The 26,391-nt window shown below is 66.4% G+C and carries 27 protein-coding genes, 2 tRNA genes and 1 pseudogene; 11 read left to right on the top strand and 19 right to left on the bottom strand.

The window, feature by feature from the left end; genetic code table 11:
- Positions 1–5: 5 nt before the first annotated feature.
- Positions 6–470, bottom strand: coding sequence for a DUF4383 domain-containing protein (locus ACIRRA_RS21490; RefSeq protein WP_402770674.1), 465 nt, complete (start codon positions 468–470; stop codon positions 6–8).
- Between the two features lie 135 nt (positions 471–605).
- Between ACIRRA_RS21490 and ACIRRA_RS21495 the strand changes: the two genes are divergently transcribed.
- Entirely contained in the window at positions 606–1,037 is a 432-nt protein-coding gene (locus ACIRRA_RS21495) for a helix-turn-helix domain-containing protein (protein WP_402770677.1), read from the top strand.
- The gene (locus ACIRRA_RS21500; protein WP_402770680.1) at positions 1,034–1,873 is read left to right on the top strand and encodes an alpha/beta fold hydrolase; all 840 of its coding nucleotides are present in this window, start codon (positions 1,034–1,036) and stop codon (positions 1,871–1,873) included. The genes ACIRRA_RS21495 and ACIRRA_RS21500 overlap by 4 nt, the downstream gene beginning before the upstream one ends.
- Before the next feature lie 74 nt (positions 1,874–1,947).
- On the opposite strand, the gene ACIRRA_RS21505 is transcribed toward ACIRRA_RS21500, so the two are convergent.
- The 4 genes from ACIRRA_RS21505 to ACIRRA_RS21520 all read right to left on the bottom strand — a co-directional run bounded on the left by ACIRRA_RS21505 (position 1,948) and on the right by ACIRRA_RS21520 (position 5,895).
- Positions 1,948–2,700 carry an amino acid ABC transporter ATP-binding protein gene (locus ACIRRA_RS21505; protein WP_402770880.1) on the bottom strand — a complete coding sequence of 251 codons (753 nt, stop codon included), beginning with the start codon at positions 2,698–2,700 and terminating at the stop codon, positions 1,948–1,950.
- Between the two features lie 90 nt (positions 2,701–2,790).
- On the bottom strand, positions 2,791–3,741 hold the full coding sequence (locus tag ACIRRA_RS21510) for an amino acid ABC transporter permease (protein WP_402770683.1): 951 nt from the start codon (positions 3,739–3,741) through the stop codon (positions 2,791–2,793).
- A 6-nt stretch (positions 3,742–3,747) separates the two neighbouring features.
- The gene (locus ACIRRA_RS21515; RefSeq protein WP_402770686.1) at positions 3,748–4,656 is read right to left on the bottom strand and encodes an ABC transporter substrate-binding protein; all 909 of its coding nucleotides are present in this window, start codon (positions 4,654–4,656) and stop codon (positions 3,748–3,750) included.
- Between the two features lie 153 nt (positions 4,657–4,809).
- Positions 4,810–5,895 carry an isocitrate/isopropylmalate dehydrogenase family protein gene (locus ACIRRA_RS21520; protein ID WP_402770688.1) on the bottom strand — a complete coding sequence of 362 codons (1,086 nt, stop codon included), beginning with the start codon at positions 5,893–5,895 and terminating at the stop codon, positions 4,810–4,812.
- A gap of 89 nt (positions 5,896–5,984) precedes the next feature.
- Here ACIRRA_RS21520 and ACIRRA_RS21525 point away from each other — a divergent pair, with 89 nt between their 5' ends.
- On the top strand, positions 5,985–6,500 hold the full coding sequence (locus ACIRRA_RS21525) for a 2'-5' RNA ligase family protein (protein WP_402770691.1): 516 nt from the start codon (positions 5,985–5,987) through the stop codon (positions 6,498–6,500).
- Positions 6,501–6,581: 81 nt separating this feature from the next.
- Positions 6,582–6,947, top strand: a complete 366-nt coding sequence (gene trxA, locus ACIRRA_RS21530) for a thioredoxin (protein WP_402770694.1) — start codon at positions 6,582–6,584, stop codon at positions 6,945–6,947.
- A gap of 123 nt (positions 6,948–7,070) precedes the next feature.
- Here the strand turns inward: trxA and ACIRRA_RS21535 are convergent, their stop codons facing one another.
- From ACIRRA_RS21535 to polA, 3 genes are all read right to left on the bottom strand, one after another.
- On the bottom strand, positions 7,071–7,502 hold the full coding sequence (locus tag ACIRRA_RS21535; RefSeq protein WP_402770696.1) for a 2-keto-3-deoxygluconate kinase: 432 nt from the start codon (positions 7,500–7,502) through the stop codon (positions 7,071–7,073).
- A gap of 91 nt (positions 7,503–7,593) precedes the next feature.
- Complete coding sequence (locus ACIRRA_RS21540; RefSeq protein ID WP_402770699.1) at positions 7,594–7,725, bottom strand: hypothetical protein; 132 nt, start codon at positions 7,723–7,725, stop codon at positions 7,594–7,596.
- A 349-nt stretch (positions 7,726–8,074) separates the two neighbouring features.
- A complete protein-coding gene (gene polA / locus ACIRRA_RS21545) occupies positions 8,075–10,810 on the bottom strand; it encodes a DNA polymerase I (RefSeq protein ID WP_402770702.1) in 2,736 nt (911 codons plus the stop codon).
- A 122-nt stretch (positions 10,811–10,932) separates the two neighbouring features.
- On the opposite strand from polA, the gene ACIRRA_RS21550 reads away from it, so the two are divergent.
- Positions 10,933–11,005, top strand: a tRNA-Trp gene (locus ACIRRA_RS21550).
- A gap of 61 nt (positions 11,006–11,066) precedes the next feature.
- On the opposite strand, the gene ACIRRA_RS21555 is transcribed toward ACIRRA_RS21550, so the two are convergent.
- From ACIRRA_RS21555 to ACIRRA_RS21580, 6 genes and pseudogenes are all read right to left on the bottom strand, one after another.
- Positions 11,067–11,762, bottom strand: a complete 696-nt coding sequence (locus ACIRRA_RS21555; protein WP_402770883.1) for an ABC transporter ATP-binding protein — start codon at positions 11,760–11,762, stop codon at positions 11,067–11,069.
- Positions 11,763–11,933: 171 nt separating this feature from the next.
- A pseudogene (locus ACIRRA_RS21560) lies at positions 11,934–12,875 on the bottom strand (ABC transporter ATP-binding protein); the annotation flags it as partial.
- The gene (locus ACIRRA_RS21565; protein ID WP_402770704.1) at positions 12,872–14,107 is read right to left on the bottom strand and encodes a branched-chain amino acid ABC transporter permease; all 1,236 of its coding nucleotides are present in this window, start codon (positions 14,105–14,107) and stop codon (positions 12,872–12,874) included. The pseudogene ACIRRA_RS21560 and the gene ACIRRA_RS21565, both read right to left, overlap by 4 nt.
- Positions 14,104–15,144: a branched-chain amino acid ABC transporter permease gene (locus ACIRRA_RS21570; RefSeq protein ID WP_354846087.1), complete on the bottom strand. Its 1,041-nt coding sequence runs from the start codon at positions 15,142–15,144 to the stop codon at positions 14,104–14,106. Before ACIRRA_RS21570 ends, ACIRRA_RS21565 begins: the two co-directional genes overlap by 4 nt.
- Before the next feature lie 75 nt (positions 15,145–15,219).
- The gene (locus tag ACIRRA_RS21575; protein WP_402770886.1) at positions 15,220–16,431 is read right to left on the bottom strand and encodes a branched-chain amino acid ABC transporter substrate-binding protein; all 1,212 of its coding nucleotides are present in this window, start codon (positions 16,429–16,431) and stop codon (positions 15,220–15,222) included.
- 246 nt (positions 16,432–16,677) lie between these two features.
- Positions 16,678–17,301 carry an ANTAR domain-containing response regulator gene (locus tag ACIRRA_RS21580; protein WP_213560578.1) on the bottom strand — a complete coding sequence of 208 codons (624 nt, stop codon included), beginning with the start codon at positions 17,299–17,301 and terminating at the stop codon, positions 16,678–16,680.
- Positions 17,302–17,522: 221 nt separating this feature from the next.
- Between ACIRRA_RS21580 and ACIRRA_RS21585 the strand changes: the two genes are divergently transcribed.
- The 6 genes from ACIRRA_RS21585 to ACIRRA_RS21610 all read left to right on the top strand — a co-directional run bounded on the left by ACIRRA_RS21585 (position 17,523) and on the right by ACIRRA_RS21610 (position 21,592).
- A tRNA-Leu gene (locus tag ACIRRA_RS21585) sits at positions 17,523–17,609 on the top strand.
- A 234-nt stretch (positions 17,610–17,843) separates the two neighbouring features.
- A complete protein-coding gene (locus ACIRRA_RS21590) occupies positions 17,844–18,854 on the top strand; it encodes a glycosyltransferase (RefSeq protein ID WP_402770707.1) in 1,011 nt (336 codons plus the stop codon).
- Between the two features lie 278 nt (positions 18,855–19,132).
- Complete coding sequence (locus ACIRRA_RS21595; protein ID WP_402770710.1) at positions 19,133–19,462, top strand: hypothetical protein; 330 nt, start codon at positions 19,133–19,135, stop codon at positions 19,460–19,462.
- Positions 19,463–19,608: 146 nt separating this feature from the next.
- Positions 19,609–20,286 (top strand): phenylacetaldoxime dehydratase family protein, encoded by a 678-nt coding sequence (locus ACIRRA_RS21600; RefSeq protein WP_402770712.1) that lies wholly within the window; start codon positions 19,609–19,611, stop codon positions 20,284–20,286.
- Between the two features lie 60 nt (positions 20,287–20,346).
- Entirely contained in the window at positions 20,347–21,036 is a 690-nt protein-coding gene (locus ACIRRA_RS21605; protein WP_402770714.1) for a low molecular weight phosphatase family protein, read from the top strand.
- A gap of 193 nt (positions 21,037–21,229) precedes the next feature.
- Positions 21,230–21,592 carry a hypothetical protein gene (locus ACIRRA_RS21610; RefSeq protein ID WP_402770717.1) on the top strand — a complete coding sequence of 121 codons (363 nt, stop codon included), beginning with the start codon at positions 21,230–21,232 and terminating at the stop codon, positions 21,590–21,592.
- 212 nt (positions 21,593–21,804) lie between these two features.
- Here ACIRRA_RS21610 and ACIRRA_RS21615 read toward each other — a convergent pair whose 3' ends face one another.
- From ACIRRA_RS21615 to ACIRRA_RS21635, 5 genes are all read right to left on the bottom strand, one after another.
- Positions 21,805–22,716 carry an acyl-CoA thioesterase gene (locus ACIRRA_RS21615; RefSeq protein ID WP_402770889.1) on the bottom strand — a complete coding sequence of 304 codons (912 nt, stop codon included), beginning with the start codon at positions 22,714–22,716 and terminating at the stop codon, positions 21,805–21,807.
- Between the two features lie 13 nt (positions 22,717–22,729).
- A complete protein-coding gene (gene pyk / locus ACIRRA_RS21620) occupies positions 22,730–24,154 on the bottom strand; it encodes a pyruvate kinase (protein ID WP_357002991.1) in 1,425 nt (474 codons plus the stop codon).
- Positions 24,155–24,244: 90 nt separating this feature from the next.
- Positions 24,245–24,913, bottom strand: a complete 669-nt coding sequence (locus tag ACIRRA_RS21625; RefSeq protein ID WP_402770720.1) for an amino acid ABC transporter permease — start codon at positions 24,911–24,913, stop codon at positions 24,245–24,247.
- A 21-nt stretch (positions 24,914–24,934) separates the two neighbouring features.
- Positions 24,935–25,690 (bottom strand): transporter substrate-binding domain-containing protein, encoded by a 756-nt coding sequence (locus ACIRRA_RS21630; RefSeq protein WP_402770722.1) that lies wholly within the window; start codon positions 25,688–25,690, stop codon positions 24,935–24,937.
- Positions 25,691–25,946: 256 nt separating this feature from the next.
- Positions 25,947–26,372 carry an NINE protein gene (locus ACIRRA_RS21635; RefSeq protein WP_402770725.1) on the bottom strand — a complete coding sequence of 142 codons (426 nt, stop codon included), beginning with the start codon at positions 26,370–26,372 and terminating at the stop codon, positions 25,947–25,949.
- Positions 26,373–26,391: the final 19 nt, after the last annotated feature.

Below are 26,391 nucleotides of genomic sequence, written 5' to 3' on the forward strand. Positions count from 1 at the left end.
GTTCGTCAGGCCCTGGCCGCGAACACCGCCCGCGGTCCGCCGTCCCGGATCGCCTGGACACCGACCAGCACCAGCAGCACCACGCCGGTCACGATGTGCTCGACGGCATCGCTGCGGTGGTTCGGAAAGCTGAACATCAGCACGCTGTGCGCGAACAGTGCCCAGATGCCGACCACGAATCCGCCTCCGACAGCGGCGATCACGCAATACCAGGCGGCCCAGCGCTTGCGCAGCGCGGCCACCAGCGCGGGCGTGAACAGCAGCAGTCCCGCGAGTCCGTGCCAGCCGTTGTAGTCCATGCCGAGGACGGGGGTGGCCGGGGCGTGCTCACCCATGGCGAAGCTGGGTTCGGCGACCCAGCCTGCGATCGCCCAGACGATGTGGACGGCTCCGACCACGAGGACCGCCCATTGCAGGAAACTCCACCGCGCCGATTCGACCGGATGCTCCGCTACCGCCGTGAACCCCATGTCGCTGCCTCCCACAGTGCGACCAAATGCCTACTACGCAATGTAGTTTAATTTGACGACCACCGTAAATCCTGTCACATAATTACCTAAACTTCCCTATTGCGGTCATAAATAGGGAAGTTTAAGGTAGTTTTCGTGACAGATCGTCTGTACTCCGTCGACGAGGTAGCCGAGCGTCTCGGCCTGCATGTCCGCACCGTTCGCGGCTACGTGCGCGACGGGAAGCTACCCGCCATCCGCATCGGCAAGCAGTACCGCATCGCCGCCACCGATCTGGAGGCCTTCACCGGCCTGCCCGCACCCGGTAGCCCGCGCGAATCGGTTGCCCGGCAACCGTATTCGGAGGTATCGACCATCATCGAGGTCGACGCCGTGGATCCCAGCACCGCCGACCGGGTCAGCACCCTGCTGACCGGCGCCGCGGCTACCCGGGGACCGGACGGACAGCCCCTGCGGGTCCAGACCTTCCACGACCGCGAACGCGCTCGCCTGAAGGTCATTCTCGTCGGCGGTCTGGGCGACACCGCCCGGCTGCTCGAATACATGGAAGGAGTCCTCGCGTCGTGAACGCGATCTACAAATCCGAAGCCGGCCGCGCCGCCATCCAGGCCCGTTACCGGGATGTCCTGCGGCAGTGGCCGGTTCCCGCCGAGCAGCTGCACCTGCCCACCAGCGTGGGCGACACCTTCGTGCTCGCGTCCGGCCCGCAGGACGCCCCGCCGGTGATCCTGCTGCACGGCTCCGGCTCCAACAACTCCGCCTGGCGCGGCGATATCGCCTCCTGGGCACGGGATTTCCGGGTCTACGCGGTCGATCTGCCCGGCGAACCCGGCGGCAGCACCGAATCGCGCCCGGCCCTCGGCTCCGGGGCGCTCGCCCAGTGGCTCGACGATGTCCTTGCGGGCCTTCAGCTTTCGTCCGCGAGCTTCGTCGGCATGTCACTGGGCGGCTGGATCGCGCTGGACTACGCCGTCCGCCGGCCCGACCACGTCACGAAACTGGCCCTGCTGTGCCCCGGCGGCATCGGCAAGCAGCGCTTCGGCTGGATCTTCAAGAACCTGGTCGACCACCTGTTCAGCAATCATGACCTGCGCCGCTCCGCGGCCATTGTCACCGGTCTGAACCTGACCGACCACTCGGAGATCCTGGACGATGTGACCCTCACGTTCACGCACTTCACTCCGCGCACGGGCAAGCTGCCGATCTTCACCGACGCCCAGCTGCGCAGCCTCACGATGCCGGTCCTGGTGACCGTCGGCGAAGACGACGTCATGTTCAAATCGGCCGACACCGCCCGCCGCGCAACACAATCCATCCCCGACGCGACCACCCTGGTCCTCCCCGGCGTCGGCCACGCCATCCTCGGCCAGACCGCCCCCATCGAGGAGTTCCTCCGGAAATAACACGATCAGGGAGCTGTCACCGCGGGGAATTCGGGTGAATTCCGCCGGGACAGCTCCCTGATCATGTTGTGCGCCTACAGAATGCGCGACAGGAAGGCCCTGGTCCGGTCGTGCTGGGGGTTGGCGAGCATCTCACGCGGGTTGCCCGCCTCGACGACGACACCGCCGTCCATGAAGACCAGCTGATCGGCCACCTCACGGGCGAAGCCCATCTCGTGGGTCACCACGATCATGGTCATGCCGGATGCCGCGAGTTCTCGCATGACGCCGAGGACCTCGCCCACGAGCTCGGGGTCCAGCGCCGAGGTGGGCTCGTCGAAGAGCATGAGCTTGGGGTCCATGGCCAGGGCACGCGCGATGGCCACGCGCTGCTGCTGACCGCCGGAGAGCTGGGCGGGGTAGGCATCGGCCTTGTCCGCCAACCCGACTCGGTCCAGCAGCTCCCGGGCCCGGGCGGCCGCGGCGGCGCGCTTGAGCTTCTTGACCCGGGTCGGCGCTTCGATGATGTTCTCCAGCGCCGTGCGGTGCGGGAACAGGTTGAAGTGCTGGAAGACCATGCCGATGTCGCGGCGCTGCTTTGCGGCATCGCGCGGGTGCAGCTCGTAGAGCTTGCCGTTCTTCTCGCGGTAGCCGACCAGATCGCCGTCCACATAGAGACGTCCGGCATTGATCTGCTCGAGATGGTTGATGCAGCGCAGGAAGGTGGACTTGCCGGAGCCGGAAGGGCCGATCAGGCAGAGCACCTCGCCGCGCTTCACCTCCAGCGTGATGCCCTTGAGCACCTTCAGTGCGCCGAAGCTCTTGGCCACCCGGTCGGCGCGCACCATCGGCACGTTCGAAGGCGACAACGCGTCCTCGACGAGCGGAATCGGATCCTTGGAGAACGACATCGAGTCCTCGGACATATCAGCGTTCACCTATCCCGTTCCGCCTGCGACTTGAGCCTGAGCCAAGGCCCGCAACTGCTTGGCCGTCAACTGCCGCGATGAACCCCGCGAGTAGTACCGCTCCAGGTAGTACTGGCCGATCATGAGCACGCTCGTGATGAGCAGGTACCAGGTGGCGGCCACCAGCAGCAGCGGGATCGGCTGGAAGTTGATGCTGTAGATGTCTCGAGCCCGGCCGTAGAGGTCGGTGGTGAGCGGGATGGCCGTCACCAGCGAGGTGGTCTTCAGCATGGAGATCAGCTCGTTGCCGGTGGGCGGGATGATCACCCGCATGGCCTGGGGCAGCACCGTGCGGGTCATGGTCTGCGACCACGACATGCCCAGCGCCACCGACGCCTCGCGCTGCCCCTCGCCCACGGAATTGATCCCGGCGCGGACGATTTCGGCCATGTAGGCCGCCTCGTTGAGACCCAGGCCGATCATGGCGAAGAAGAACGGCGCGGACCAGTGCTGTACATCGAAGTGCGTCAGCGACGGGCCGAACGGCACGCCCACTGTCACGGTCTTGTACAGCGACGGGAACAGACCCCAGAACACCAGCTGCACGTAGACGGGCGTCCCGCGGAAGATCCACAGGTAGGCCCATGCCACCGAGCGCAGCACCGGATTGGGCGACAGCCGCATGACCGCCAGCAACACGCCCAGCACCACACCGATCACCATGGCGAACACGGTGAGTTCCAGAGTGACCAACGCGCCCTGGGCGATTCGCTTGTCACCCAGGTACTTGAAGTAGGTGTCCCAGTGGTACGCCTCGTTGGTCTTGGCGCCCCAGACGAACAGAGCCAGGGCAATCAGAATGATCGCGGCGGCGATCCACCGGCCCGGCCGTCGCAGCGGAATCGCTTTGATCGGCTCGGGCTCGGTGCTCGCGACCGCTGACGCAGCCGAGGCTGCGGATTTGGTCTCGTCCTGCGACATAACGGCTTAGCTCGTCGCCCCGTTGATGCCCGACTTGGTGATCGCGCCCTCCTGGACGCCCCAGTTCTCGGCGATCTTCTTGTACTGGCCGTTGTCCATCAGGTACTGCACGGCTTCCTGCAGCACCGGCGCCAGCGGCGAGCTCTTCTTGACCGGCCAGCCGTAGGGCGCGGAGTCGAAGATCGGGCCCGCGGGCTCGATCTTGTCGCTGGCCTGCTTGATGGCGTACGCGGTCACCGGGGAGTCGGCGGACATGGCGTCGACCTGACCCTGCACCAGCGCGTTGGCGGCGGCGGACTGCTCGTCGTAGGCGACCTTCTGGATCTCCGGCTTGCCGGCGGCGACGCACGCCTTGGACTTGGCCGGGATCTCGTCGGTGTCCTGAACGGTGGTGCGCTGCACCGCGACTCGCTTGCCGCAGGCATTGTTCGGGTCGACCGGCTTGCCCTTCTGCTGGGCCCACTGGCTGCCCGCGGAGAAGTAGTCGACGAAGTCGGCGGTGGCCTCGCGCTCCTTGTTGTCGGTGAAGGAGGACATGCCGAGATTGAAGGTGCCCGCCTCGATGGAGGGAATGATCTTCTCGAAGTCGGCTTCCTTGTAGTCGGCCGACAGGCCCAGCACCTTGGCGACCGCGTCCATCAGATCGACGTCGAAGCCGACGATCTTGCCGCTGCTCGGATCCCGGTACTCGTTGGGCTGATAGGGCACGTTCACACCGACGATCAGCTTGCCGGAGGACTTGATGTCGGCGGGCACCTTGGCGGCGATGCTGTCGACCTTGGCCACGTCGACCTTGGCCACGGCGGGGCCGCTGGACTCGGAATTACTGGTACAGGCGGTCAGTGCGAGGGCGCCACCAGCGACGACGACAGCGGCCCGCAGGACACGCCCGCGAAGAGAGTTACGAACAGACACAGCAGTCCTCCACAGTTCGGGTGCGCGACATCCGGGCGTCGCCCGCCGTTTGAAATGTAAGCGAGTGACAACGTCCGCGTCGGTCGGTAACCGAACATTAATCGGCGACACGCCATCGCGTGGCCGAACACGCCCGGTCCCGGAAGTGCGCGCTCACCAGCGGTGCAGCCGGGCGCGCACCTGCTCGGTGAATTCGGAGGTAGAGGCTAGCCCACCCAAATCAGACGTCGCAACACCGGCCCGCAATGTCTCCGCAACCGCACGTTCCACTCGCTCGCCCACCCGCCGCAGGGCGCTGTAGCGCGGGGTCCGGCTCATCCAGCGCAACATGCCCGCGGCGGAGTTGAACAGTGCCACCGGATTCGCACGATTGCGCCCGGCCAGCGTGGGGGCCGCGCCGTGCACCGCCTGCGCCATGATCTGCGTGTCCGAACAGTTCACCGACGCCGCCATGCCGAGCGAACCGCTCAACTCGCCCGCCAGATCGGAAAGGATGTCACCGAACAGGTTTTCGGTGACGATCACGTCGTAGTCCTGCGGCGCGCGAACCAGATGCGCGGCCGCCGCGTCGACGTGCTCGTCGCCGACCTCGATGTCGGGATACCTCGCAGCCACCTCGTAGCAGACGTCACGGAACATGCCCATGGTCATCGGCAGCACGTTCGCCTTGTGCACGATGGTCACCTTCTTGGAGCGCTCGCTCGCGATCTCGAAACTCAGGTGCGCGATGCGCTCGATCGCCGGGCGGGTGAACACGCCGACGGCCAGCGCCACATCCGGCGACGGCTGGAACTCGCCGGAGCCCGCGGCCATATTGCGGTCGGCGTAGAGGCCCTCGGTGTTCTCGCGCAGGATCAGCAGGTCCATGTCCGGGGCGACCGAGCGCACGCCCTCGAGGGTGCGGGCCGGGCGGATATTGGCGTAGAGCCCGAAGCGCTTCCGCACCCTGCCCGCCGGCGGCAGGCCGGTACGGTGCTCGGGCGCGTAGGAGGCGCTGTCGTGCGGGCCCATGATCCAGGCGTCGAGCTCGGCCAGACCGTCGAGGGTCCGGTCGGGTACCGGGTTGCCGTACTGCTCGATCGCCGCGTGTCCCAACGGCAGCGTCACCCATTCCACCGGTGGCAGACCCGTGGCCCGGAAGGCATCGTCGACCACATCCCGGGTCGCGCGCACGATTTCCGGGCCGATGCCGTCGCCCTCCAACAGGCCCAGGCGTACTCGAGTGTCGCTGTCGCTCATGGGAGCCATCCTCGCGCAACCCCCGCCGCGGCGACGCTCCGGCTCACAGCCGCGCATGTTTCGAGATCTGGGCGTAGGTTCGGGACACCATGGTGCAATCGGTGGAACTGGTGCTCGACGCGACGGCCGAGGCCGAGATGCGTCGGCAGTGGGCGCTGCTGCGCGAAATCGGATTGCACGCGCCCGGGCCCGAGCACCGGCCGCACATCACCCTCGCGGTCGCCTCCGAGATCTGGCCGCGACTGGATAAAGTCTTGGCGCGCCAGGAGTTTCGGCCCCTTCCGATCCGGCTGGGCGGACTGTTGGTGTTCGGCTCGCGCACGCCCATTCTGGTTCGGGCCGTGGTGCCCTCCGCACCGCTGATCGCCCTGCAGCACAGGCTGTTCCGCGTCATCGAGGAGTGCCCGGGTATTCCCGCCAATGTGCGCCCGGACATCTGGACGCCGCACGTCACACTCGCGCGGCGGCTGCGGCCGGGACAACTGGAGGCGGCGCTCGACACTGTGGCCTGGGACAAGGACTTCCGGGCTACCGTAGAGGGCATCCGGCGATGGGACGGTGACCGGCGTGACGAGTGGCCCATTTCCGGGACCGAACGACTCTGAACGACCGACCGGCTGATCACCCAGGGAAGATAACCAGTGGGCCCCGTGTTGGACCGGGGGACATCGATACGAGAGGAAACCATGGCCACCCAGACCCTGACCGAGCAGAACTTCGACGAGGTAGTCACCGGCAACGACGTCGTTCTCGTCGACTTCTGGGCATCGTGGTGCGGCCCGTGCCGCAGCTTCGCCCCGACTTTCGAGAAGTCGTCGGAGGCCCACCCCGACGTGGTGCACGCCAAGGTGGACACCGAAGACCAGCAGGGTCTGGCGGCCGCCGCGAATATCCGCTCGATCCCGACCATCATGGCCTTCCGAGAGGGCGTGCTCGTCTTCGCCCAGCCCGGCGCGCTGCCCCCGGCCGCCCTCGAGGACCTGGTCACCCAGGTGAAGGCCCTCGACATGGACGAGGTCCGCAAGCAGATCGCGGAGCAAGAGTCGAAGTAGGCCGCGCGTCCGGCGAACTCAGCGCCGCAACCCCGGAAGGGGTTGCGGCGCTTGGCTTTTCAACCGACACCTCACGCAACCTGACCCCGCTGCCTCAGCAGCGGGGTCAGGTTCCCGCTTCTCTCAGAAGTGCGAACCGAGCCGGTTGATGCCGGCGATCATGGCGCGGATGGTGGATTCGGCCGGGTCGTCGGCGAGCGCGGCGCCCCAGCCGCGGCGGCCGTTGAACTCGCACTGGATGAAGGTGGCCATACCGTCCGCGGTCCGGCGCTGGTGGAACGCGAGGATCTCCACCGGGTAGCCCTCGTCGTAGAGGGCCGAGGTCAGCGCCGCCACCGGGCTGCCCGTCGCCACGACGGTGCGCAGGTGATCGGCGATCTCCAGGGTGGCCGTGCCGGCGCGGTGGCCGATCGGGGTCCAGTCGCTGAGCTTGACCGGGCCCGTCGGGGCACAGTATCGGTCGTGGAACTCGGCGGGGGTCAGGCCGATGCACTCGGCCCGCAGACTCGCGGGGGCAGCGGCGATGAACGCGGCGGTATCAAGGGTGATGGTCATTGAACTAGGTCTTCCCGACTTCTTCCGAAGAAAGTGACAGAGGGGACCAGCAAGAAAAGTTCATTCGGCCGCAGCGAGGGGCCGGTCCGAATCAGACCCCGCTACGGCGGAGAACTACGAGTACGCGCACGCCAGCCACACTCGCGGTGAGCGAAATGAGCGCGGCGCGGTCGCGGTCGGCGACATCGAGCGCTGCGCTGCGGCTGTAGGCGGGATTCGACACGGGGTCGAGCATAAGGGGACAACCACGCAATGGCAACCATATTCGCAATCGACCCATGAGTAACTTCGCCGCAGGTCACCGGATATGCGACGGGCGCCACACCGGCCCGCGAAAGAGTACGAGCAAACACCATGGGGCCCGCAGACATCCGATACGTGAACATGCCCAGCTCACGGCTGGTCCGCCTCCCCGCAACTTCAGCGGACAGCAGTGTGCCGTCGGAGTCGCGCACCCGTGCGTGCGGTCAGGTGGGTGCCCGAATTTTGGACATACCCGGCGAGTTACCCATGGCGCGGCGAAATCAGTTGTTGCGTACCGAACGCCTCGACAGCGCCGGCCGCGCTCGCCTCTAGTGCGCGGCCGAATCCCAGCTGCGGCCCACGCCCACCGAGACCTCGAGCGGCACCGAGAGTTCGATGGCATTGGACATGTGCTCGCGCGCAAGCGATTCCAGTTGCTCGCGCTCGCCGGGAGCGACCTCGAAGACGAGTTCGTCGTGAATCTGCAAGAGCATCCGGGACTTCAGCCCGGCCACCCGGATCGCCTTCTGTGTGTCGATCATGGCGACCTTGATGATGTCGGCGGCAGTGCCCTGGATGGGGGCGTTGAGGGCCATCCGCTCGGCGGCCTCACGACGCTGCCGGTTGCTCGAATCCAGATCCGGCAGATAGCGGCGGCGGCCGAAGAGGGTCTCGGTGTAGCCGGTCTTGCGGGCCTGCTCGACGGCGTCGCGCAGGTAGTCGCGGATGGCGCCGAAACGGTTGAAGTAGATGTCCATCTGGACCTTGGCCTCGTCGGCGCTGATCTTCAACTGCTGGGACAGGCCGTAGGCGGACAGACCGTAGGCCAGGCCGTAGGACATGGCCTTGATGCGGCGGCGCGTTTCCGGATCCACCTCGGAAATGGGAATGTCGAAGGCCTTGGATGCGACGAAGTTGTGCAGGTCCTCGCCGGAGTTGAAGGCCTCGATCAGGCCCTCGTCCTTGGAGAGGTGGGCCATGATCCGCATTTCGATCTGGCTGTAGTCCGCGGTCATGAGCGACTCGAAGCCCGCGCCCACCACGAAGGTGTCGCGGATGCGGCGGCCCATATCGGTACGGATCGGGATGTTCTGCAGGTTGGGCTCGGTCGAGGAGAGCCGGCCGGTGGCCGCGACCGTCTGATTGAAGGTGGTGTGGATGCGGCCGTCGTCGGCGACCGACTTGAGCAGGCCGTCCACGGTCACCTTCAGACGGGTGGCGTCGCGGTGCTCGAGCAGGTGCTCCAGGAACGGGTGCCCGGTCTTCTCGAAGAGGCCCTCGAGCGCATCGGCATCGGTGGTGTAGCCGGTTTTGGTGCGCTTGGTCTTCGGCATGTCGAGCTCGTCGAACAGCACAACCTGCAGCTGTTTGGGCGAGCCCAGGTTGATCTGCTTGCCGATCACGCCGTAGGCGTTGTTGGCGGCCTCGGCGACGCGGTCGGCGAACTCGCGCTGCAGCTCCTCCAGCTGGTCGGAGTCGACGGCGATGCCCGCGGCCTCCAGATCGGCGAGCACGCTCAGCAGCGGGAGTTCCATATCGCGCAGCAGGGCGGTGGACTCGATGCGCTCGAGCTCGGTGTCGAAGGCGTCCGCGAGGTCGGAAACCGCACGGGCGCGCAGCATCTGGGCATTGGCAACCTCGGCGTCGACCTGCTCCTCGTCGTCGAGCAGCGACAGCTGGGTCTCGCCGCCACTGTCGACGCGCAACTCCCGGCTCAGGTAGCGCAGTGACAGGTCCTCGAGGTTGAAGGTGCGCTGGCCGGGCAGGATCAGATAGGCGGCCAGCGCGGTGTCGCTGGTGAGCCCGCCCAGTTGCCAGCCACGGCCGCGCAGGGCGTGCATGGCGGTCTTGGCCTCGTGCAACGCCTTCGGGATCTCGGCGTCGGCGAGCCAGGCGCCCAGCGCCTTCTCGTCCTCCGGGGTGAGGGTGTGCACGTCGATGTAGGCGCCCTCGCCGTCGGCGGCGGCCAGCGCCATGGCCTGGGTGTCACCGTGGATCGGCGAGCCGGTCCCGACCACGGAAACACCGTGCCGCACACCGGTTCCGGCATGTGCGGTCAGCCAGTCCGCGACCGTGCCCGCCGCGAGGGTGCTGCCGCTGATCTCGAAACCGGCCTCGGCCTCGGGCTCCACCGGGGCCAGGGTGTCGAAGAGGCGATCGCGCAGGACGCGGAACTCCAGCTCGTCGAACAGGCGGTGGATCTTCTCCCGGTCCCACGGCTGCACGGCCAGCTGCTCCGGGGTGTAGGGCAGCGGCACGTCCTTCACCATCTCGGTGAGCTGACGGTTGAGCACGACGCTGGACAGGTTGGCGCGCAACGCGTCTCCGACCTTGCCCTTGACCTTGTCCACCTGGTCGACCAGCGTGGCCAGATCACCGTATTCGCGCACCCACTTGGCGGCGGTCTTCTCCCCCACGCCGGGAATGCCCGGCAGGTTGTCGCTCGGGTCGCCGCGCAGCGCCGCGAAGTCCGGATACTGCTGCGGGGTGAGCCCGTACTTCTCCTCCACCGCCGCCGGGGTGAACCGGGTCAGCTCGGAGACGCCCTTCTTCGGGTACAGGACGGTGACGTTGTCATTGACCAGCTGCAGCGAATCGCGGTCACCGGTCACGATGAGCACCCGGAAACCCTCGGGCACGGCCCGCGTGGTGAGGGTGGCGATCAGATCGTCCGCCTCGTACCCCTCGATGGCCATCACCGGAATCCCCAGCGCCCCCAGCACTTCCTGGGTGGTCTCCACCTGGCCCTTGAACTCGTCGGGCGTGCTGATCCGGTTCGCCTTGTACTCGGGGAACGCCTCGGTCCGGAAGGTCTTCCGGCTCACGTCGAACGCCGCCGCCACATGCGTGGGCTTCTCGTCGCGCAGCAGATTGATCAGCATCGCCGTGAACCCGTACACGGCATTGGTGGTCTGCCCACTGTGCGTCTTGAAGTTCTCCGCCGGCAGCGCATAGAACGCGCGATAGGCCAGCGAATGCCCATCCAGCAGCAGCAGGGTCGGCTGCTCCCCGGACGCAGATGCGGGCACAACACCAGGACGCTGATCAGTAGAGGCAGGGGTCACCCGACAGAGTCTAGGTATCCCCTCCGACATCCGTGGGCAGCGGGCATACTCGGCCCGTCGCCGCAGGTCAGCAAAACCGATTTCATCGCGGCCGGGCTACCTGGTAGCGTATGCCCTCGCCAAGGGGTGTAGCTCAATTGGCAGAGCAGCCGTCTCCAAAGCGGCAGGTTGCAGGTTCGATTCCTGTCGCCCCTGCAGAAGGCTTCGGGCCGGTCACCGGAAGGTGACCGGCCCGAACGCTTTTCGGGGTCGGGTGTCAACCGACGCCGAGGTAGGCGGACTTGACGGCGGGGTCGTGCAGGAGGGCCCGGCCGCCGCCGGTTTTGGTGACCTCACCGGTTTCCAGGATGTAGGCGCGGTGGCTGCGGGTCAGGGCCTGCTGGGCATTCTGCTCGACCAGCAGGACCGTGGTGCCCTGGGCGTTGATGTCGGCGATGATTCGGAAGATCTGCTGGATCACCATGGGGGCCAAGCCCATTGACGGCTCGTCCAGCAACAGCAGCTGGGGGCGGGCCATCAGGGCGCGGCCGATGGCCAGCATCTGCTGCTCGCCGCCGGAGAGGGTGCCGCCCACCTGGCGGCGGCGTTCGAGCAGTCGTGGGAACAGCTCGTAGACCCAGTCCAGGGTGCGGGTGTAGTCGGCCTTGGCCTTGAACGGTCGTGCGTGACAACCCATGTCGAGGTTTTCCTGGACCGTCATGCCGGGGAAGACACCACGGCCCTCGGGGGCCTGGATCAGGCCCGCCACGACGCGTTCGTGGGCCTTCATACGGGTGATGTCGCGACCCTGGAACATGATGCGGCCGCGGGTGAGTGGCAGCAGGCCGGAGAGGGCACGCATGGTGGTGGTCTTGCCCGCGCCATTGGCGCCCAGCAGGGTCACCAGCTCGCCCTGGCCGACGGACAGCGAAATGCCGTGCAGGGCTTGGATTCTGCCGTAGTTGACCACCATATCCTCGACCGTCAGCAGGGGCTGATCGGACGGGGTTTCCGGCACGTCCGGCGCCGGGATGGGCTTGGTCAGGTCCGGGATCGCTTGTGCGCCAGGCTTGCCCGGGCCCACATCCGCACCGTCGTGCGGCGCGATCGCGGCCTGCTCGGTGCCGCTGTCCGCGACCTCCGCCTCGTCGGGCACGCCCAGATACGCGTTGATCACCGCCGGATCCTGGCGGATCTGGTCCGGCAGCCCGTCGGCGATCTTACGGCCGAACTCGAGCACCACGATGCGGTCGGTCACGCCCATGACCAGCCGCATGTCGTGCTCGATGAGCAGCACCGTGTAGCCGTCGTCGCGGATCTTGCGGATCAGATCCATGAGCGCCGACTTCTCGCTCGGGTTGAAGCCTGCGGCCGGCTCGTCCAGGCACAGCAGCTTCGGTTCCGTCGCCAGCGCGCGGGCGATCTCCAGGCGGCGCTGATCGCCGTAGGACAGATTGCGCGCCTTCTCCACCGCGTGCGCGGCGATGCCGACGAATTCCAGCAGCGCCATGCCTCTTTCGAGCGAGTCGCGTTCCTCGCTCCGGTGCCGGGCGGTGCGGAAGATGGCGCCCGGGACCGAGGTCCTGTGCCGCGCGTCCGCGCCCACCACCACGTTCTCCAGCGCGGTCATCTCGCCGAAGAGCCGGATGTTCTGGAAGGTGCGTGCGATACCGAGGCGAGTGATCTCGTTGCGCTTGGTCTTGGTGAGCGGCTTGCCGTCGAAGTAGACGGTGCCGCCGGAGGGCCGGTACACGCCGGAGATGGCGTTGAAGCAGGTCGTCTTGCCCGCGCCATTGGGTCCGATGAGCCCGAGGATCTCGCCGCGGCGGATCTCGAAGCTCACGGCGTCCAGCGCGGTGAGACCACCGAACTTCACCGTCAGCCCGTCGGTGCGCAGCAGCGGCGCGCCGATTGCGGTCTCGATCTCCCGGTGCGGCGCAACGACTTCCGCGACCACATCGTGGTCCTTGTAGACCGGCATCACCTCCGTTACGTCCAGCGTGCCCGCGCTGGGCTCTGCCTCCGGCGCCGCATACCCGGCGGCCATGTCCTCGTTGTCGAAGAGCGCGTCGCCCGGCCCCGTCATTGCCCCGCTCCCGTCGCCTGCGCGGCCACCACCGGCCGTCGCACCGCCCGATACACCTGCCGCCCGTAGGCGAGCAGTTTCTGCCGAGCCGGGAACAGACCCTGCGGCCGGAAGATCATCACCACCACCAGCGTGAGTCCGAAGAACAGATACTTGTAGTCGCCCAGCGACTGCCCGCCCACACTCACCGACATGAATCGGTTGGGCAGGTACACGATCAGGAACGCGCCGACGATCACGCCGAGCTTGTTGCCCTGGCCGCCCAGCACCACCGCGCACAGGAACAGCATCGAGTTGATGACATTGAATCCGGCCGGGTTGATGAACTGCACCTGGCCCGCGTACAGCGCGCCGGACAGGCCGCCGATGGCCGCGCCGATGGTGAAGGCCCACAGTTTGAACTTGAAGGTGGGCACGCCCATGATCTCGGCGGCGTCCTCGTCCTCGCGGATGGCGACCCAGGCGCGGCCGACACGGCTGCGCTCGAGATTGCCGACCAGCATCAGGACGCCGACCACCAGCACGATGCCCAGCCAGTACCACCAGGTGCCGGAGTTGGCCCGGTCCAAAGGATTCCAGCTGCTCGTATCGCCCAGGTTGCCGGAGGAGAAGTAGCCGCCGGGGTGACTGTCCGACTCGCCGAGCTTCGGATACTGGATCCGCGACAGCCCGAGGCTGCCATTGGTGATCTCGGGCAGATTGTCGGCCAGCAGGCGCACGATCTCACCGAAGCCGAGGGTCACGATGGCGAGGTAGTCGCCACGCAGGCGCAGGGTGGGCGTACCCAGGATCAGGCCGGAGATGGCCGTCAGCAGGATCGCGATCGGCACACACGCCAGCCACGCCCACTTGGGGTCCAGGAAGCCGCCGTTGGTCTGATTCCACGGGCTGTTCGGGCTGGTGAGCAGACCCACCGAATACGCACCGACCGCGTAGAAGCCGACATATCCCAGGTCGAGCAGACCGGCCTGTCCCACAACCACATTCAGGCCGATGGCGATGAGGGCGTACATGGCGAACTGCGCCATCACCCCGCCGAAACTGGTGCCGGGGGTGTCCAGCAGCGGCAGCTTGAACAACGGCAGTACGGCCAGCACGATGACCGCCGGCACGCCGAACGCCCACTGCGCCGGGCGGGACAACCCGCCCCACCAGTTCCGGATGGCGTCGCCGACGCCCCGCCCGGCGGGCGAATTCTGTGGCATGGGGGCCGGTTTCGTTGTCGTCGTCATGCCCGCGCCCTCCCCAGGCTCTCGCCCAGAATGCCGGTCGGGCGAATCATCAGCACGCCGACCAGCACCACGAAGGCCACCACGTCACGCCACTGCGTGCCGAACAGGATCTGCCCGTAGTCCTCGGCCAGACCCAGCAGCAGGCCGCCCAGCAGCGCGCCGCGCAGGTTGCCGATGCCGCCCAGCACCGCGGCGCTGAACGCCTTGATGCCCAGGATGAATCCGCCGTTGTAGATGATGCCGTTGGGGATCTTGAGCGTGTAGAGCAGCGCGGCCGCACCCGCGAGCACACCGCCGATGAGGAAGGTCAGCATGATCACCCGCTCCCGGGAGACCCCCATCAGCGTGGCGGTATCGGGGTCCTGCGCCACCGCGCGAATGCTGCGGCCGAATTTCGTTTTGTTGATGAGCAATTCGGTGGTGAGCGCCAGCGCGATCGCCGCGAGCACGATCACCAGCGAGATATTGGTAACAGAGGCGCCGAAGATCTGGAACTGCTCGGTGGGCTTCACCAGCACGATCGGCTGCTGCGCATTGGTGCCGCCGAGCTTGTTGCCGGTCAGCTTCGGCAGCACGTAGTGCACGAATTCCTGCAGTACGAACGACATTCCGATCGCGGTGATCAGGAAGATCAGCGGTTTCGCGCCGCGTTTGCGCAGCGGGCGGTACGCGACCCGCTCCAGGCCCACCGCGGCCGCGCCGGAGACCAGCATGCCGAAAACCATGGCGGCGCCCAGATAGATGACGGTCGAGACGACGCCCTGGGAATACACATCGCCGCTGGCGGCGAATCCGAAGACCATCAGCCCGACCAGCTGGCCGAACATGCCCAGCATGAAAACTTCCGAATGGGCGAAATTTATCAGGCGCAACACACCGTAGACCAGTGTGTATCCGACCGCGACCAGGGCGTAGATCGAACCGTACGTCAAACCTTCGACGGTCAGCCGCCAGAATTGGTCGACTACGCCGGAGACATTGAATTCGATGGAACTGCTCGCGAGGAGGGTCACATCGGCCAGAGCGGGTGCAGACATTCGTTACTTTCGCCGTCCGAGGAAAACAGCGTGCGCCGAAACCGATTCGGCACACGCTGTTCCGAATAGTGAGTGCTACTTGACCTGGTACATCCAGATCAGAGCGTTCGCCAATTCACCGGTGGAGCCCCACTTGTATTCGCGGGCCAGGCCCTGGCCGTCGTAGTTGCGCACGTAATCGACCAGATCGGGGCGGGTGACCTTACCGGCCTCGATGCCCTTGAGCACGATGGTGGTCAGGTCGTAGCCCTCGGTCGAATAGGTGCCCGGTTCATAGTTGTTGAATGCCTTGTAGGCGGTGGTGAACTTGTCCGACGCCGGACCACACGGGCACGACAGCAGCGCGTCCTTGGAGGCATTGCCCGCCTGCTTGACGAACTCGACGTCCTTGGTGCCGTCGTCGGAGATGAAGGTCGCGGTCACACCGCCATTGCGCAGCTGGCTGACCAGTGGGGACGCCTCGGCGTAGTAGCCGGCGTAGAAGATGCCATCCGGCTTGGCCGACGCCATCTTCGACACCGTCGCGGAGAAGTCCTTGTCCTTCTGCTTGACGTTGGCCGCGCAGCTCGGGTCGGCGATCGACCCAAGGCCCTCGGTGACGGTCTTGGCCAGGCCGGTGCCGTAATCCGAGTCGTCGGCGATGACGCAGATCTTCTTGAACCTGCCGGTGCCCTTGAGGTATCCGCCCACGGCCGGACCCTGGATGCCATCGTTGCCCAGGCCGCGGAAGAAGTTGCTCCAGCCGTTGGTGGTCAGGGTGACGTTGGTGGCCGACGGCGTCAGCGACAGCAGATTGGCCTGGTTGAGGATCGCACCGGTCGCCTTGGTCTCACCGGAGAAGGTCGGGCCGATCAGGGCCACGATCGACGGATCGCTGACGATGGTCGGGATGACCTGGGTGGCCTTCTGCGGGTCGCCCTCGGTGTCGAATTCCTTGACCGTCACCTGGCAGCCCGGGTTGGCCTTGTTGTGCTGGTCCAGCGCCAGTTTCACGCCGCGGATGATGTTCAGGCCGAGGTTGGCGTTGTCACCGGTGAGCGGGCCCGCCATCGCGATCGTCTGAGGTGCGCACTTCCCCTTGCCGTCGCCGGCCGGATCGGCGGCCGCGCTGGTGTCCTTCGCCGGAACTTCCTTGCCCTGGCCGTCCACCTGCACGAGAGGCTGAATGGTCAGATTCGAGCCGCCGCCCGAATTATCCGTTGATTTGCTACTGCATCCCGCCGACGCCAGAGCCAGTACGGCCGCCGCTCCGATGACCACCGCTCGCGCCGTGCGACTGCGTCGCAGGGATGACGTGCGCGTCAATGAACCAAGCACGATTCACCTCATGTTCTGTGCTCCCCCGGGGTGACCGAGGAGGGCCGCCCCATCGATCGGCCCGTCCAGAACATAGCCCCGCTACGTTAGCTCCGCATCACATTCGAATCATCCATGTGACATCGCAACAAACGCAGAAGGCCCTGCTGTTACCGCACTGTTAATTTCTCCAGTGCATTAGCGGCAACAACAGGGCGACGGCGTGGCGAATGTGTCTTACTTCGGCGCGAGGTTCTCCAGCACCACTTCCGCGACCGCCTTCATAGTGGTGCGACGATCCATGGCCGTGCGCTGTATCCACTTGAACGCCTGCGGCTCTGACAGCCCCTGGGTCTGCATCAGCACACCCTTGGCACGCTCGACCAGCTTGCGGGTCTCGAGCCGGTCGGTCAGATTCGCGACCTCGCTCTCGAGCGCCGCGATCTCATGGAATCGAGATGCGGCCAATTCGATGGCCGGCACCAGATCCGACTTGGTGAACGGCTTCACCAGGTACGCCATCGCACCCGCGTCGCGCGCCCGCTCCACCAGATCGCGCTGACTGAAGGCGGTCAGGATGACCACCGGCGCAACGCGTTTCGACGCGATCTCGGCCGCCGCGTCGATGCCGTCCCGACGCGGCATCTTCACGTCCATGATCACCAGATCCGGCCGTAGCTCCTCGGCGAGATCCACGGCCTGCTGACCGTCTCCCGCCTCACCCACCACGTGATAGCCCTCCTCCGAGAGCATCTCCACCAGGTCCATCCGGATGAGCGCCTCGTCCTCGGCAACCACCACCCGCTTGGGGGCGGACGCCGCAGCGTCCTTCTTCGAACCGCCCCCTGCTGTCGTTCCCATAGATGAACCCCTGTCGCTTCCGAATACCGATACCCGATGCCACCTCGCCTTGCGCCACCCTCGCAGGCCCGGCACGCATCGAGTCACCCCAAAGAGTACCGTTCACCCGCCCCCACAACCCACGTACCCAGGGCAAACCGACCAGTATCACAACCGCGTAACCCCCGGACCCCCTCGATTAGTCTCTTTCCCCTCCACCCGCTATCATTTCTTCCCGGTGCGCCGGGTTGGCGGAACTGGCAGACGCGACGGTCTCAAAAACCGTTGTCCGAAAGGACGTGTGGGTTCGAGTCCCACACTCGGCACCACTTGTGATTCCGGATCTGGAGATCATTCACCCACCCCACTCTGGGGGCCACTCGCGATGAGAGTCGGCGGCTCTGCGCTGTCCGGGGACTTCCATTGAACCGCTCGGGCACAGTCGGCCTGGCGGGGGGAATTCGGCTTGCGCTCAGAGGGTTCCGGGGTGGGGGTGTGAGAAGTGGTGTCCGGCAGGGGGTTCGCGGATGGTCAACCTTGGGTTGACGGGCTAGGGTGGCGGGATGCGCGTCGTGTTTGCCAGCCTTGCGACTGTGGGGCATGCGTATCCGCTGGTGCCGTTGGCGGTGGCGGCTCGGGAGGCGGGGTGCGAGGTGCATTTCGCAGTGGGGGCGGGGATGCACGGGGTGATCGGGCGGCATGGGTTGGCGGCGTTTCGGCCGGGGGATTGCTTTTCCGAGATGTATGCGGAGGATATTGCGCGGGATTTGGAGCGGTTGCGGCCGGATCTGGTGATTCATGAGTGGGGGGTGCCGGGGGCGGCGATTGCGGCGCGGCGGGCGGGGATTCCAGGGGTATGGCATGGGTTCGGGCGGATGTTTCCGGAGGGGATCGGGCTGGAGAATCCGCTGGGGATCGCCGGCGTGGAGGGGGTGCCGCATATCGATATTTGCCCGGCCTCGCTGCAGGACAAGGAATTTCTGAAAGAAGAACGGATCGAGTTGCGGCCGGTTCCGTATCCGGAGAAGGGGGAACTCGCCGCGCTGCCGGGCATACCGACGTCCCGGCCACTGATCTATCTGACGCTGGGCACCGTGTTCGGCACACCGGGACTGCTCACGCAGGCCGTATCCGGACTGTCTCGGCTCGACGCCCAGGTCATTGTCGCCGCGGGGCGGGTGGATCCGGACGAGCTCGGTGCACTGCCGGGCAATGTCAGTGTTCACGGGTGGGTGCCGCAGTCTCGGCTACTCCCCCACGTCGATCTCGTCGTGCATCACGGGGGCAGCGGTACCACGCTCGGTGCGTTGAACTTCGGAGTGCCTCAACTGGTCCTGCCGCAGGGGGCCGATCAGTTCGCCAATGCGGATGCGCTGGAGGCGGTGGGGGCGGCGATTCAGCTCGGGGCTGGCGAGGTCGACGCGGATGCGGTCGCCGAGCGGGCGGCGACGTTGCTGCCGCGGCGGGGCAATTCTTATCGAGAGGCGGCCGAGGTGGTCGCGGCGGAGATCGCTCGGATGCCCGGGCCGGATGAGGTCGTCGAGCGGCTTCGCGACTACGTCGCGGGCCGATAGGGGCACCCGGGCTCCCGTACCGGGTCGGGCGGGGGATAAATCGGGGCGAACAGTCGGATTTCACTACGGCGGGCCGCCGCGTCGCGCATCATCGGTGTCCGTAGGTCCGAGAGCATGGTGGAGGTTGCATGCGAATCCCGATATCCACGTGGGCGAAAGTGGGGCCGGCCGGGGTCGGCCTGGCGGTGGCGGTTGTGGCGTTGTGCGCCGGGTGCGGGACGGAAACAGGCGGGTCGGCGATACCGGCCGGGGCAGGATCGACGCCGGGAGAGACGACCGTGGTCAAGACGACGTCTTCGAAGGAATCGAACCAGCCGTCGGACGGGCTACCGGCGGCCTCGAACGGGACCGATCTCAGCGCCTGCTCCAACGGCAATTGCGAGGTCCGGATCGACGGGCCGACCACGATTCCGGTTCCCGGATTCTCCCGGATCAGTAGTGTCCGGATCGGGCAGATCAGCCCGGGCTCGGTCACCGCGTCGACGACGGTGTTCGGGCTGCCGGTATCCGGTTCGACCGGGGTCGGTGGCACCATCTTCCTGAACGGCCTGACCGTGAAGATCGTTGCCGTCCAGGGCAATTCGGCTGTCCTGCGGCTGAGCACCTAGTCGGCGCGCCGGGCCGCGTCCACGTTCCGGCAACGCACCGCACGGCGGACTAGACTTCGGTCGAGACGATCGAACAGCGGTTTCGAACCGCGAGCACAGCGGCGCCGTAGTCCCGCACAGATCAGCGAAGCGTGCGGAGGTCACGAATGCGGGTGAAGAGAATGACCGCGGACCTGTCCGAATATCCGGATCTGGTCGTGATCCTGCTGGGGATGCGCGTGCGCCGGCCGCGGGGAATCCTGCGGCTGCTGGGCGTCGGCCCCAAGCTGTATCGATCGCATCACGACATGCCGGACGGGCTCCTGTCGCACGAGGATGTGGTGTGGTCGCTGTGGCCACCGCACTGGGGTGCGCGGCAATACTGGCGGGATCTGGAGAGCCTGGAACGGTGGACGCGGTCCGACCCGCACCGGCAGTGGTGGCAGCAATTCCTGCGGGATTCCGGCGGCACCGGATTCTGGCACGAGGCCTATTTCGCCAGGGGCGGAATCGATTCCGTGTACGACGATATGTCCGCCCGCACCGGGCTGGCCCGGTTCGCACGAACCGTCCCTGCTCGGGGGCGGTTGTTCTCGACGCGTGGCCGGGTCGGCGATACGATCCAGGCCGGCGATCGGGCCGTGCCCGAAATCGCGCCCGTGATAACGGAATCCGCGTTGTACGACACGGCGGACACCAATAACTGTTCGGCTATTGATTTGCCGGAAGCGAACGGGCATGCTCACATTCCAGGGGCGTTGACCTGTTGCCAATCGGACATTCCGGTAAACGAGAACCAACATCAGGTGAGCGACATTCGACCGCGCGATGAACATCGGGGTTGAAACGTGTGATTCGGTCACGGAACTGTTTCGAAGCGACAACGGCGGGCATAAGTTATCCGCATGCATGTGCTGTTCGTGTGCAGCGGAAATGTTTGCCGATCCGTCATTGCCGAACGCCTCACCCTGGCGGTGGCCGCCGACCACGGACTACAGGAGCTGTCCGCGGAGAGTGCCGGCGTGCGCGCACTGGTCGGATTCCCCGTGGAACCCCTTGCCGCACAGACGATTGTGGGCCTCGGCGGCAACGCCGACAATTTCAAGGCCCGTCGCCTCAAGGCCGAGATGGTGCACCGCGCCGACCTGGTGCTGGCCATGACCGAGAAGATTCGCGACCAGGTGTGCGAACTCGTGCCCGAGGCGCTCCCCCGCACCTTCACGCTGCTCGAGGCGTACCGGATCGCCAAGGTCAGCGGCGCGCGCACCGTAGTCGGACTGCACGCCGCGCGCAACGATCTCGCCTATGTCGGCAGGGAGAACATCTCCGACCCGGTCGGCCTGTCGCCGCAACAGTTTTGCGATGTCGGCGACCGCATCGCCGAGGCGCTGGTGCCGCTGCTGCTCGCCTTGCACGCCCATCAGCATCCGCAGGCCACGCTGCACCCGCGCAGCGCCGCGGACGGGCAGCCGCCGCTGCTGGTGATAGACGGCGGCCGGGGCGAGCAGGGCAGGCGAGCAGAGCCCCCGCGGCCGGCCGAATACTACGGGCCGGCAGTCGAACCGACCCGGCACGCGGCGGAATCCGCCGGATAGCAGGCAAATCCGGCATCCCCGGCCCTGGACCCCGCGTGTCAATACACCTTGCTGCGTGGTTGGTCCGGCAAGGGATTACACTCTCGCGCGGAACACCTATCCGTTCCGCCGAACGCCACTGCCGGTGGTTCGACACAAGAACAGGACCAAGGACATGCCGAAGCGAATTTCGGATGTTTCGCTCCATGTTTACGTGACACCTCAGACCCTGCACCGCGTCACCGAGACCGTGTGCCGCGTGGTCGATGAATATGTCGCCGATCGAGATATCTTCGCGTGGCGCTTCACCCTCCCGGTGGAGTGCGACGAACCCACCCACACCGTGCTCGAAACCCAGTGGCGGCTGGACAATCCCGGCGCGGAGCCGGGCGCCCGCCGCACTTACGAGATCGCGCTCAGCCTGGTGGGCGAGGCCCGTCAACTAACCAAGGCGGGCATCGCCAAGCTCGAGCAGCGCCTGGTGCTGGAGCTGTCCGCCGACGAACCGATCCCCTACATCGTGCACGCCCTGCAGCGCGAGAACTTCGAACTCGAAGAAAACCGCGAGCTGATCTAGGCCAACTCTCGGGACTCGGGCCTTCGCCTCCCCGCGGCCGGGCTTCGCCCCCGAACCCCCTGGAGATTTCGGGGGCTCCGGCCCCTGACCCCCGAGATTAGCCCTGGCCGACACCCGGAACGCGTCACACCCATCGCCTGGAACGCGCGTCGGGCCGCGCCCCGAAGGGCACGGTCCGATCCTTTATGCGTCGTTGTCCGAGCGCTCGCGTCTCAGCGTCTCGCCGGGAAGTGGCGGATCACGCCTTCCTGCACGGTCGTCGCGAGCAGGTCGCCGTTCCGGGCGTAGAAGTGGCCGCGGGCCAGGCCGCGGGAACCCGCCGCCACCGGGGACTCGGTCGCGTAGAGCGACCAGTCGTCGAAGCGGAAGGGCCGGTGGAACCAGATGGAGTGGTTCACCGTGGCCGCGATGATGCGATCCCAGCCCCAAGACAGCCCGTGCGTGGTGATGATGGAGTCCAGCACCGTGGTATCGGACGAATACGCCAGCGCCGCAACGTGAATCAGCGGGTCGTCGGGCAACTGTCCGTCGGTGCGCATCCAGACCCGGTTGTGGCCGAGGCTCTCGCCCTTGCCCTTGAGGATCCAGGCCGGGTCGTTGGTGTAGCGCATCTCGATGGGATGCGGTGCGTTGACGAACATCTGGAGCTTGTCCTCCAGACCCGAGAACGACTCCTCCACGCGCGGAAGGTCATCCGGCCCCGGAACGTCGGGCAGGGGCGCGCCGTGCTCGAGCCCCTTACCCCAGTCCTGGAAGGCGGCGAGCATGACGAACAGCTCCTGCCCGTCCTGGTACGCCGTGACCGTGCGGTTGGCGATGGAGCGGCCGTCCCGATGCCGATCGACGTGGTATTCGATCGGCTGCTTCGGGTCTCCGCCCCGCACGAAGTGCGCGTTGACCGCGTGGATCGGACGCTCCGGACCCACCGTCCGTCCCGCGGCGATGATCGCCTGCGAGACCAGCTGGCCGCCGAACGTGCGGCTCCACACCTTCTCGGGATGGTGACCGAGGAAGATGTCAGGGCCGTTCTCCTCCAGATCGAGCAGGCGCAGCAGCTCCCGCAGATCGTCGGATAGACCGGTCCCCTCGGGGTCCGCGACGACGTCCGAAGACGTCGCGTCCAGCGACGCATTCAAATTAGTGGTCCTCCTCGCCGATGCGATGCACGTGGATCAGGTTGGTGGACCCGACGGTACCCGGCGGCGAGCCGGCCACGATGACCACGAGGTCACCCTTCTTGTACCGGCCGATCGAGAGCAACGCGTTGTCCACCTGGTGGATCATCTCGTCGGTCGTGCCCACGGGAGGAACGATGAACGTTTCCACGCCCCACGTCAAGGCGAGCTGACTCCGAATCGCGGCCTGCGGGGTGAAGGCCAGCAGCGGCAGCGGGGTGTGCAGGCGGGCCAGGCGGCGCACCGTGTCACCGGACTGCGTGAAGGCAACCAGCGCTTTGGCATTCAACCGCTCGCCGATATCGCGGGCGGCGTAGGAGATGACACCGCGCTTGGTCCGCGGCACGTGGGTCAGCGGCGGCACCCGGGTCGAGGACTCGGATTCCACAGCGTGCACGATGCGGGCCATGGTGCGCACGGCCTCGATCGGGTAGTCGCCGACCGAGGTCTCACCGGAGAGCATGACCGCGTCCGCGCCGTCGAGCACGGCATTGGCCACGTCGGAGGCCTCGGCGCGGGTCGGGCGGGAGTTGGTGATCATGGACTCCAGCATCTGGGTGGCCACGATGACCGGCTTGGCGTTCTCGCGGGCCATCTGCACCGCGCGCTTCTGCACCAGCGGTACCTGCTCGAGCGGCAGCTCCACGCCGAGGTCGCCGCGGGCGACCATGATGGCGTCGAAGGCCAGCACGATGGCTTCCAGATTGTCGATGGCTTCGGGCTTTTCGAGCTTGCCGATGACCGGCACCCGGCGGCCCACACGATCCATGATGTCGTGCACCAGCTCCACATCGGAGGGCGAGCGCACGAAGGACAGCGCGATGAAGTCCACGCCCAGCTTCAGGGCGAATTCCAGGTCGTCGATGTCCTTTTCGGACAGCGCGGGCACGGACACGTCCATGCCGGGCAGCGAGACGCCCTTGTTGTTGGAGACGGGGCCGCCCTCGGTGACCCGGCAGATGACGTCGTTGTCCTCGACACGCAGCACGGTCAGCCCGACCTTGCCGTCGTCCACGAGCAGCCGGTCGCCGGGCTTGGCGTCCTTGGCGAGGTGTTTGTAGGTGGTGGAAACCCGGTCGTGAGTTCCTACGATGTCGTCGACGGTGATACGGACTTCCTCGCCGGTGTTCCAGACGGTCTTGCCGTCGCCCTCGAACCGGCCCAGCCGGATCTTCGGGCCCTGCAGGTCGGCGAGGATACCGACAGCGCGGCCGGCAGTATCGCTGGCAGCGCGCACCTTCTTGTAGTTCTCGGCATGATCGGAGTGCTCGCCGTGGCTGAAGTTCAGGCGCGCAACGTCCATGCCACTTTCGACGAGCTCACGAATCCGGTCCTCGGATGACACTGCTGGTCCGAGGGTGCACACAATCTTCGTTCGTCGCATCACGCGTCCAACCCTAGACCTGTGACAACCCTCATGCTCACCCCGGCACACACATATACGGATCTCGTAAGCAGCCGTTCAGCTATCTCACGATCAACGCGCAACGTGCCGGGCCAGACGGGTTTCCAATCGGGTCTGACCGAAGCCGAGGACCAGGCATATTACCCAGTAGTAGATTGCCGCGACGCCATAGAGCGCGAAGAAGTCGAAGGTGGGCGCGGCGGCCATTTGCGCGGTGCGCAGCAACTCGGTCACCAGAATGGTGGAAGCGAGCGACGTGTCCTTCACCAAGGAGATGAGGGTGTTGGACAGCGGGGGCACCGCGATGCGGGAGGCCTGCGGCAGGATGACCAGCCGCAGCGCCTGCGCGTAGTTCATGCCGACCGAGTAGGACGCCTCCCACTGGCCCTGGGCCACCGAAAGGATCGCGGCCCGAATGATTTCCGCCGCATAGCCGCCGACATTCAGGCTGAACGCGATGATCGCCGCCGGAAACGGCTGCAGCACGATATTGAACGCGGGCAGGCCGAAGAAGATGATGAACAGCTGCACCAGCAGCGGCGTGCCGCGGATGATCGAGATGTAGAAGCGCGCGGCCGCGTGCAGCGGCCACACGCTCGACATCCGGGCCAGCGCGACGAACAGCGCTATCACCAGGCCGATCACGAAGCTGATGGCGGTCAGCGGCAGCGTCTTGGTGACCGTGGCCTCCAGCATGGGCCAGAGGTTGTGCCGCACCAGCGCCCAGGTGGCGTCGTCCATCGTCGAATTGCCCTGTGTCGCTTACTTGCTGACGTCGGTGCCGAAGTACTTGTCGGAGATCTTGGCGAGGGTGCCGTCGGCGCGCAGTTCGTCGAGCGCCTTGTTGACCTGATCGGTCAGCGCCTGGGAGTCCTTGCGGGCGGCGAAGGCCTGCTTGGAGACCTCGCCGGTCTTGCCGACGATCTGGATGGTGCCGGTGCCCTGCTGCTTGGTGTAGGCGTTGACCGCGAGGGTGTCGTTGACGGTGGCATCGGCGCGGCCGGTCTTGAGCAGCTGCACCGCCTCCACGAAGCCGGGGATGGCCTCGACCTTGCAGCCGGCGCCCTTGGCGGTGTCGGCCCAGTTGGAGGTTTCGGACTGGGCGCAGGTCTTGCCGTTCAGATCGGCCAGGGCGTGGACGCCGTCATTGCCGGTCTTGGTGACGATGACTCCCTCGGAGACGGTGTAGGGCTGGGAGAGCGAATACTTCTGCTCGCGTTCGGGTTTGATGGTGACCTGATTGGCGATGAGGTCCACGCGCTTGGATTCCAGTGCGGCGAACAGCGAGTCCCAGGGGGCGGTGGTGAATTCGACCTTCTTGCCGATCTTGTCGCCGACGGCCTTGATGACGTCGACGTCGTAGCCGGTGAGGGTGCCGTTGTCCTGGTAGGTGAACGGGGAGTAGCTGCCCTCGGTGCCGACTTTGAGGGTGTTCGCATCGTCCTTGCTCGAGCTACATGCGACGAGCCCTGCGGCGGCGACAACGGCGAGCATGACGGCGGCGAGCTTACGGCGCACGACGGGGACCTCTCCTCGGGCATGGGTGACCACGCGACAAACAACCGACAAAGGGTACGCCGAGAACCGACCGGGCGGCACGGCTGTGTCCATTTTGCCCTCCGCTTCGCGCCGGGCGGGTTCGCGGCGCTGAGGTCTCGTTCTTCCCTCCCCGCTCCTCTGCTTCCCTCCCCCGCTCCAAGCGCGGGGAGACGGAGCGCAGTCCAGGACGAGCGCTCCGCCTCCCCGCGCTTGCGCCGCGAACCCCCCGGTGCTGTCAATCGCGCAGCGGGCGTCCCTGCAGGTCCGGGACCTTGCCGGTGAGCATGAGAATGCCGTCGATCAGCGACCAGATGCCGCAGCCGCCGCAGGTGATCAACTGGAGCACGCCGATCGTGGTGTAGCCCAGGTAGAACCGGCCGACACCGAAGTGCCCGATGAAGATCTGCAGCAGGCCCGCGGTGAGCTTGCTCTTGTCCGAGAACGGAACTCCGAACGGGTCCCGGCCGTACGGGGCTTCCGGGTCACCGCCGTAGGGCCCGGCAGGACCCGGGATCGGGTACGGCATCGGCTGGCCGTACGGCTGACCCGGCTGCCCGTAGGGTTGCTGGCCCGGGTACGGCTGCTGACCGTAGGGGCCGGTGCCGGGGGCGCCGTACTGCGGCCCGTCCTGCATCGGTGGCTGGTCGAATGGGTCGGTCACTCACGTCCTCCTGATCGCG

This window comes from Nocardia sp. NPDC101769 (assembly GCF_044766925.1).
Classification (GTDB): Bacteria; Actinomycetota; Actinomycetes; order Mycobacteriales; family Mycobacteriaceae; genus Nocardia.

Excerpts from the sequence above, each read along its gene's own strand:
- ACIRRA_RS21490 (WP_402770674.1), bottom strand. The coding sequence starts at position 470 with ATGGGGTTCACGGCGGTAGCGGAGCATCCGGTCGAATCGGCGCGGTGG.
- ACIRRA_RS21505 (WP_402770880.1), bottom strand. The coding sequence starts at position 2,700 with ATGGTGCGCGCCGACCGGGTGGCCAAGAGCTTCGGCGCACTGAAGGTG.
- ACIRRA_RS21510 (WP_402770683.1), bottom strand. The coding sequence starts at position 3,741 with ATGTCGCAGGACGAGACCAAATCCGCAGCCTCGGCTGCGTCAGCGGTC.
- ACIRRA_RS21520 (WP_402770688.1), bottom strand. The coding sequence starts at position 5,895 with ATGAGCGACAGCGACACTCGAGTACGCCTGGGCCTGTTGGAGGGCGAC.
- ACIRRA_RS21525 (WP_402770691.1), top strand. The coding sequence starts at position 5,985 with ATGGTGCAATCGGTGGAACTGGTGCTCGACGCGACGGCCGAGGCCGAG.
- trxA (WP_402770694.1), top strand. The coding sequence starts at position 6,582 with ATGGCCACCCAGACCCTGACCGAGCAGAACTTCGACGAGGTAGTCACC.
- ACIRRA_RS21535 (WP_402770696.1), bottom strand. The coding sequence starts at position 7,502 with ATGACCATCACCCTTGATACCGCCGCGTTCATCGCCGCTGCCCCCGCG.
- ACIRRA_RS21555 (WP_402770883.1), bottom strand. The coding sequence starts at position 11,762 with ATGGTGGTCAACTACGGCAGAATCCAAGCCCTGCACGGCATTTCGCTG.
- ACIRRA_RS21565 (WP_402770704.1), bottom strand. The coding sequence starts at position 14,107 with ATGACGACGACAACGAAACCGGCCCCCATGCCACAGAATTCGCCCGCC.
- ACIRRA_RS21570 (WP_354846087.1), bottom strand. The coding sequence starts at position 15,144 with ATGTCTGCACCCGCTCTGGCCGATGTGACCCTCCTCGCGAGCAGTTCC.
- ACIRRA_RS21580 (WP_213560578.1), bottom strand. The coding sequence starts at position 17,301 with ATGGGAACGACAGCAGGGGGCGGTTCGAAGAAGGACGCTGCGGCGTCC.
- ACIRRA_RS21590 (WP_402770707.1), top strand. The coding sequence starts at position 17,844 with ATGCGCGTCGTGTTTGCCAGCCTTGCGACTGTGGGGCATGCGTATCCG.
- ACIRRA_RS21600 (WP_402770712.1), top strand. The coding sequence starts at position 19,609 with ATGCGGGTGAAGAGAATGACCGCGGACCTGTCCGAATATCCGGATCTG.
- ACIRRA_RS21605 (WP_402770714.1), top strand. The coding sequence starts at position 20,347 with ATGCATGTGCTGTTCGTGTGCAGCGGAAATGTTTGCCGATCCGTCATT.
- ACIRRA_RS21625 (WP_402770720.1), bottom strand. The coding sequence starts at position 24,913 with ATGGACGACGCCACCTGGGCGCTGGTGCGGCACAACCTCTGGCCCATG.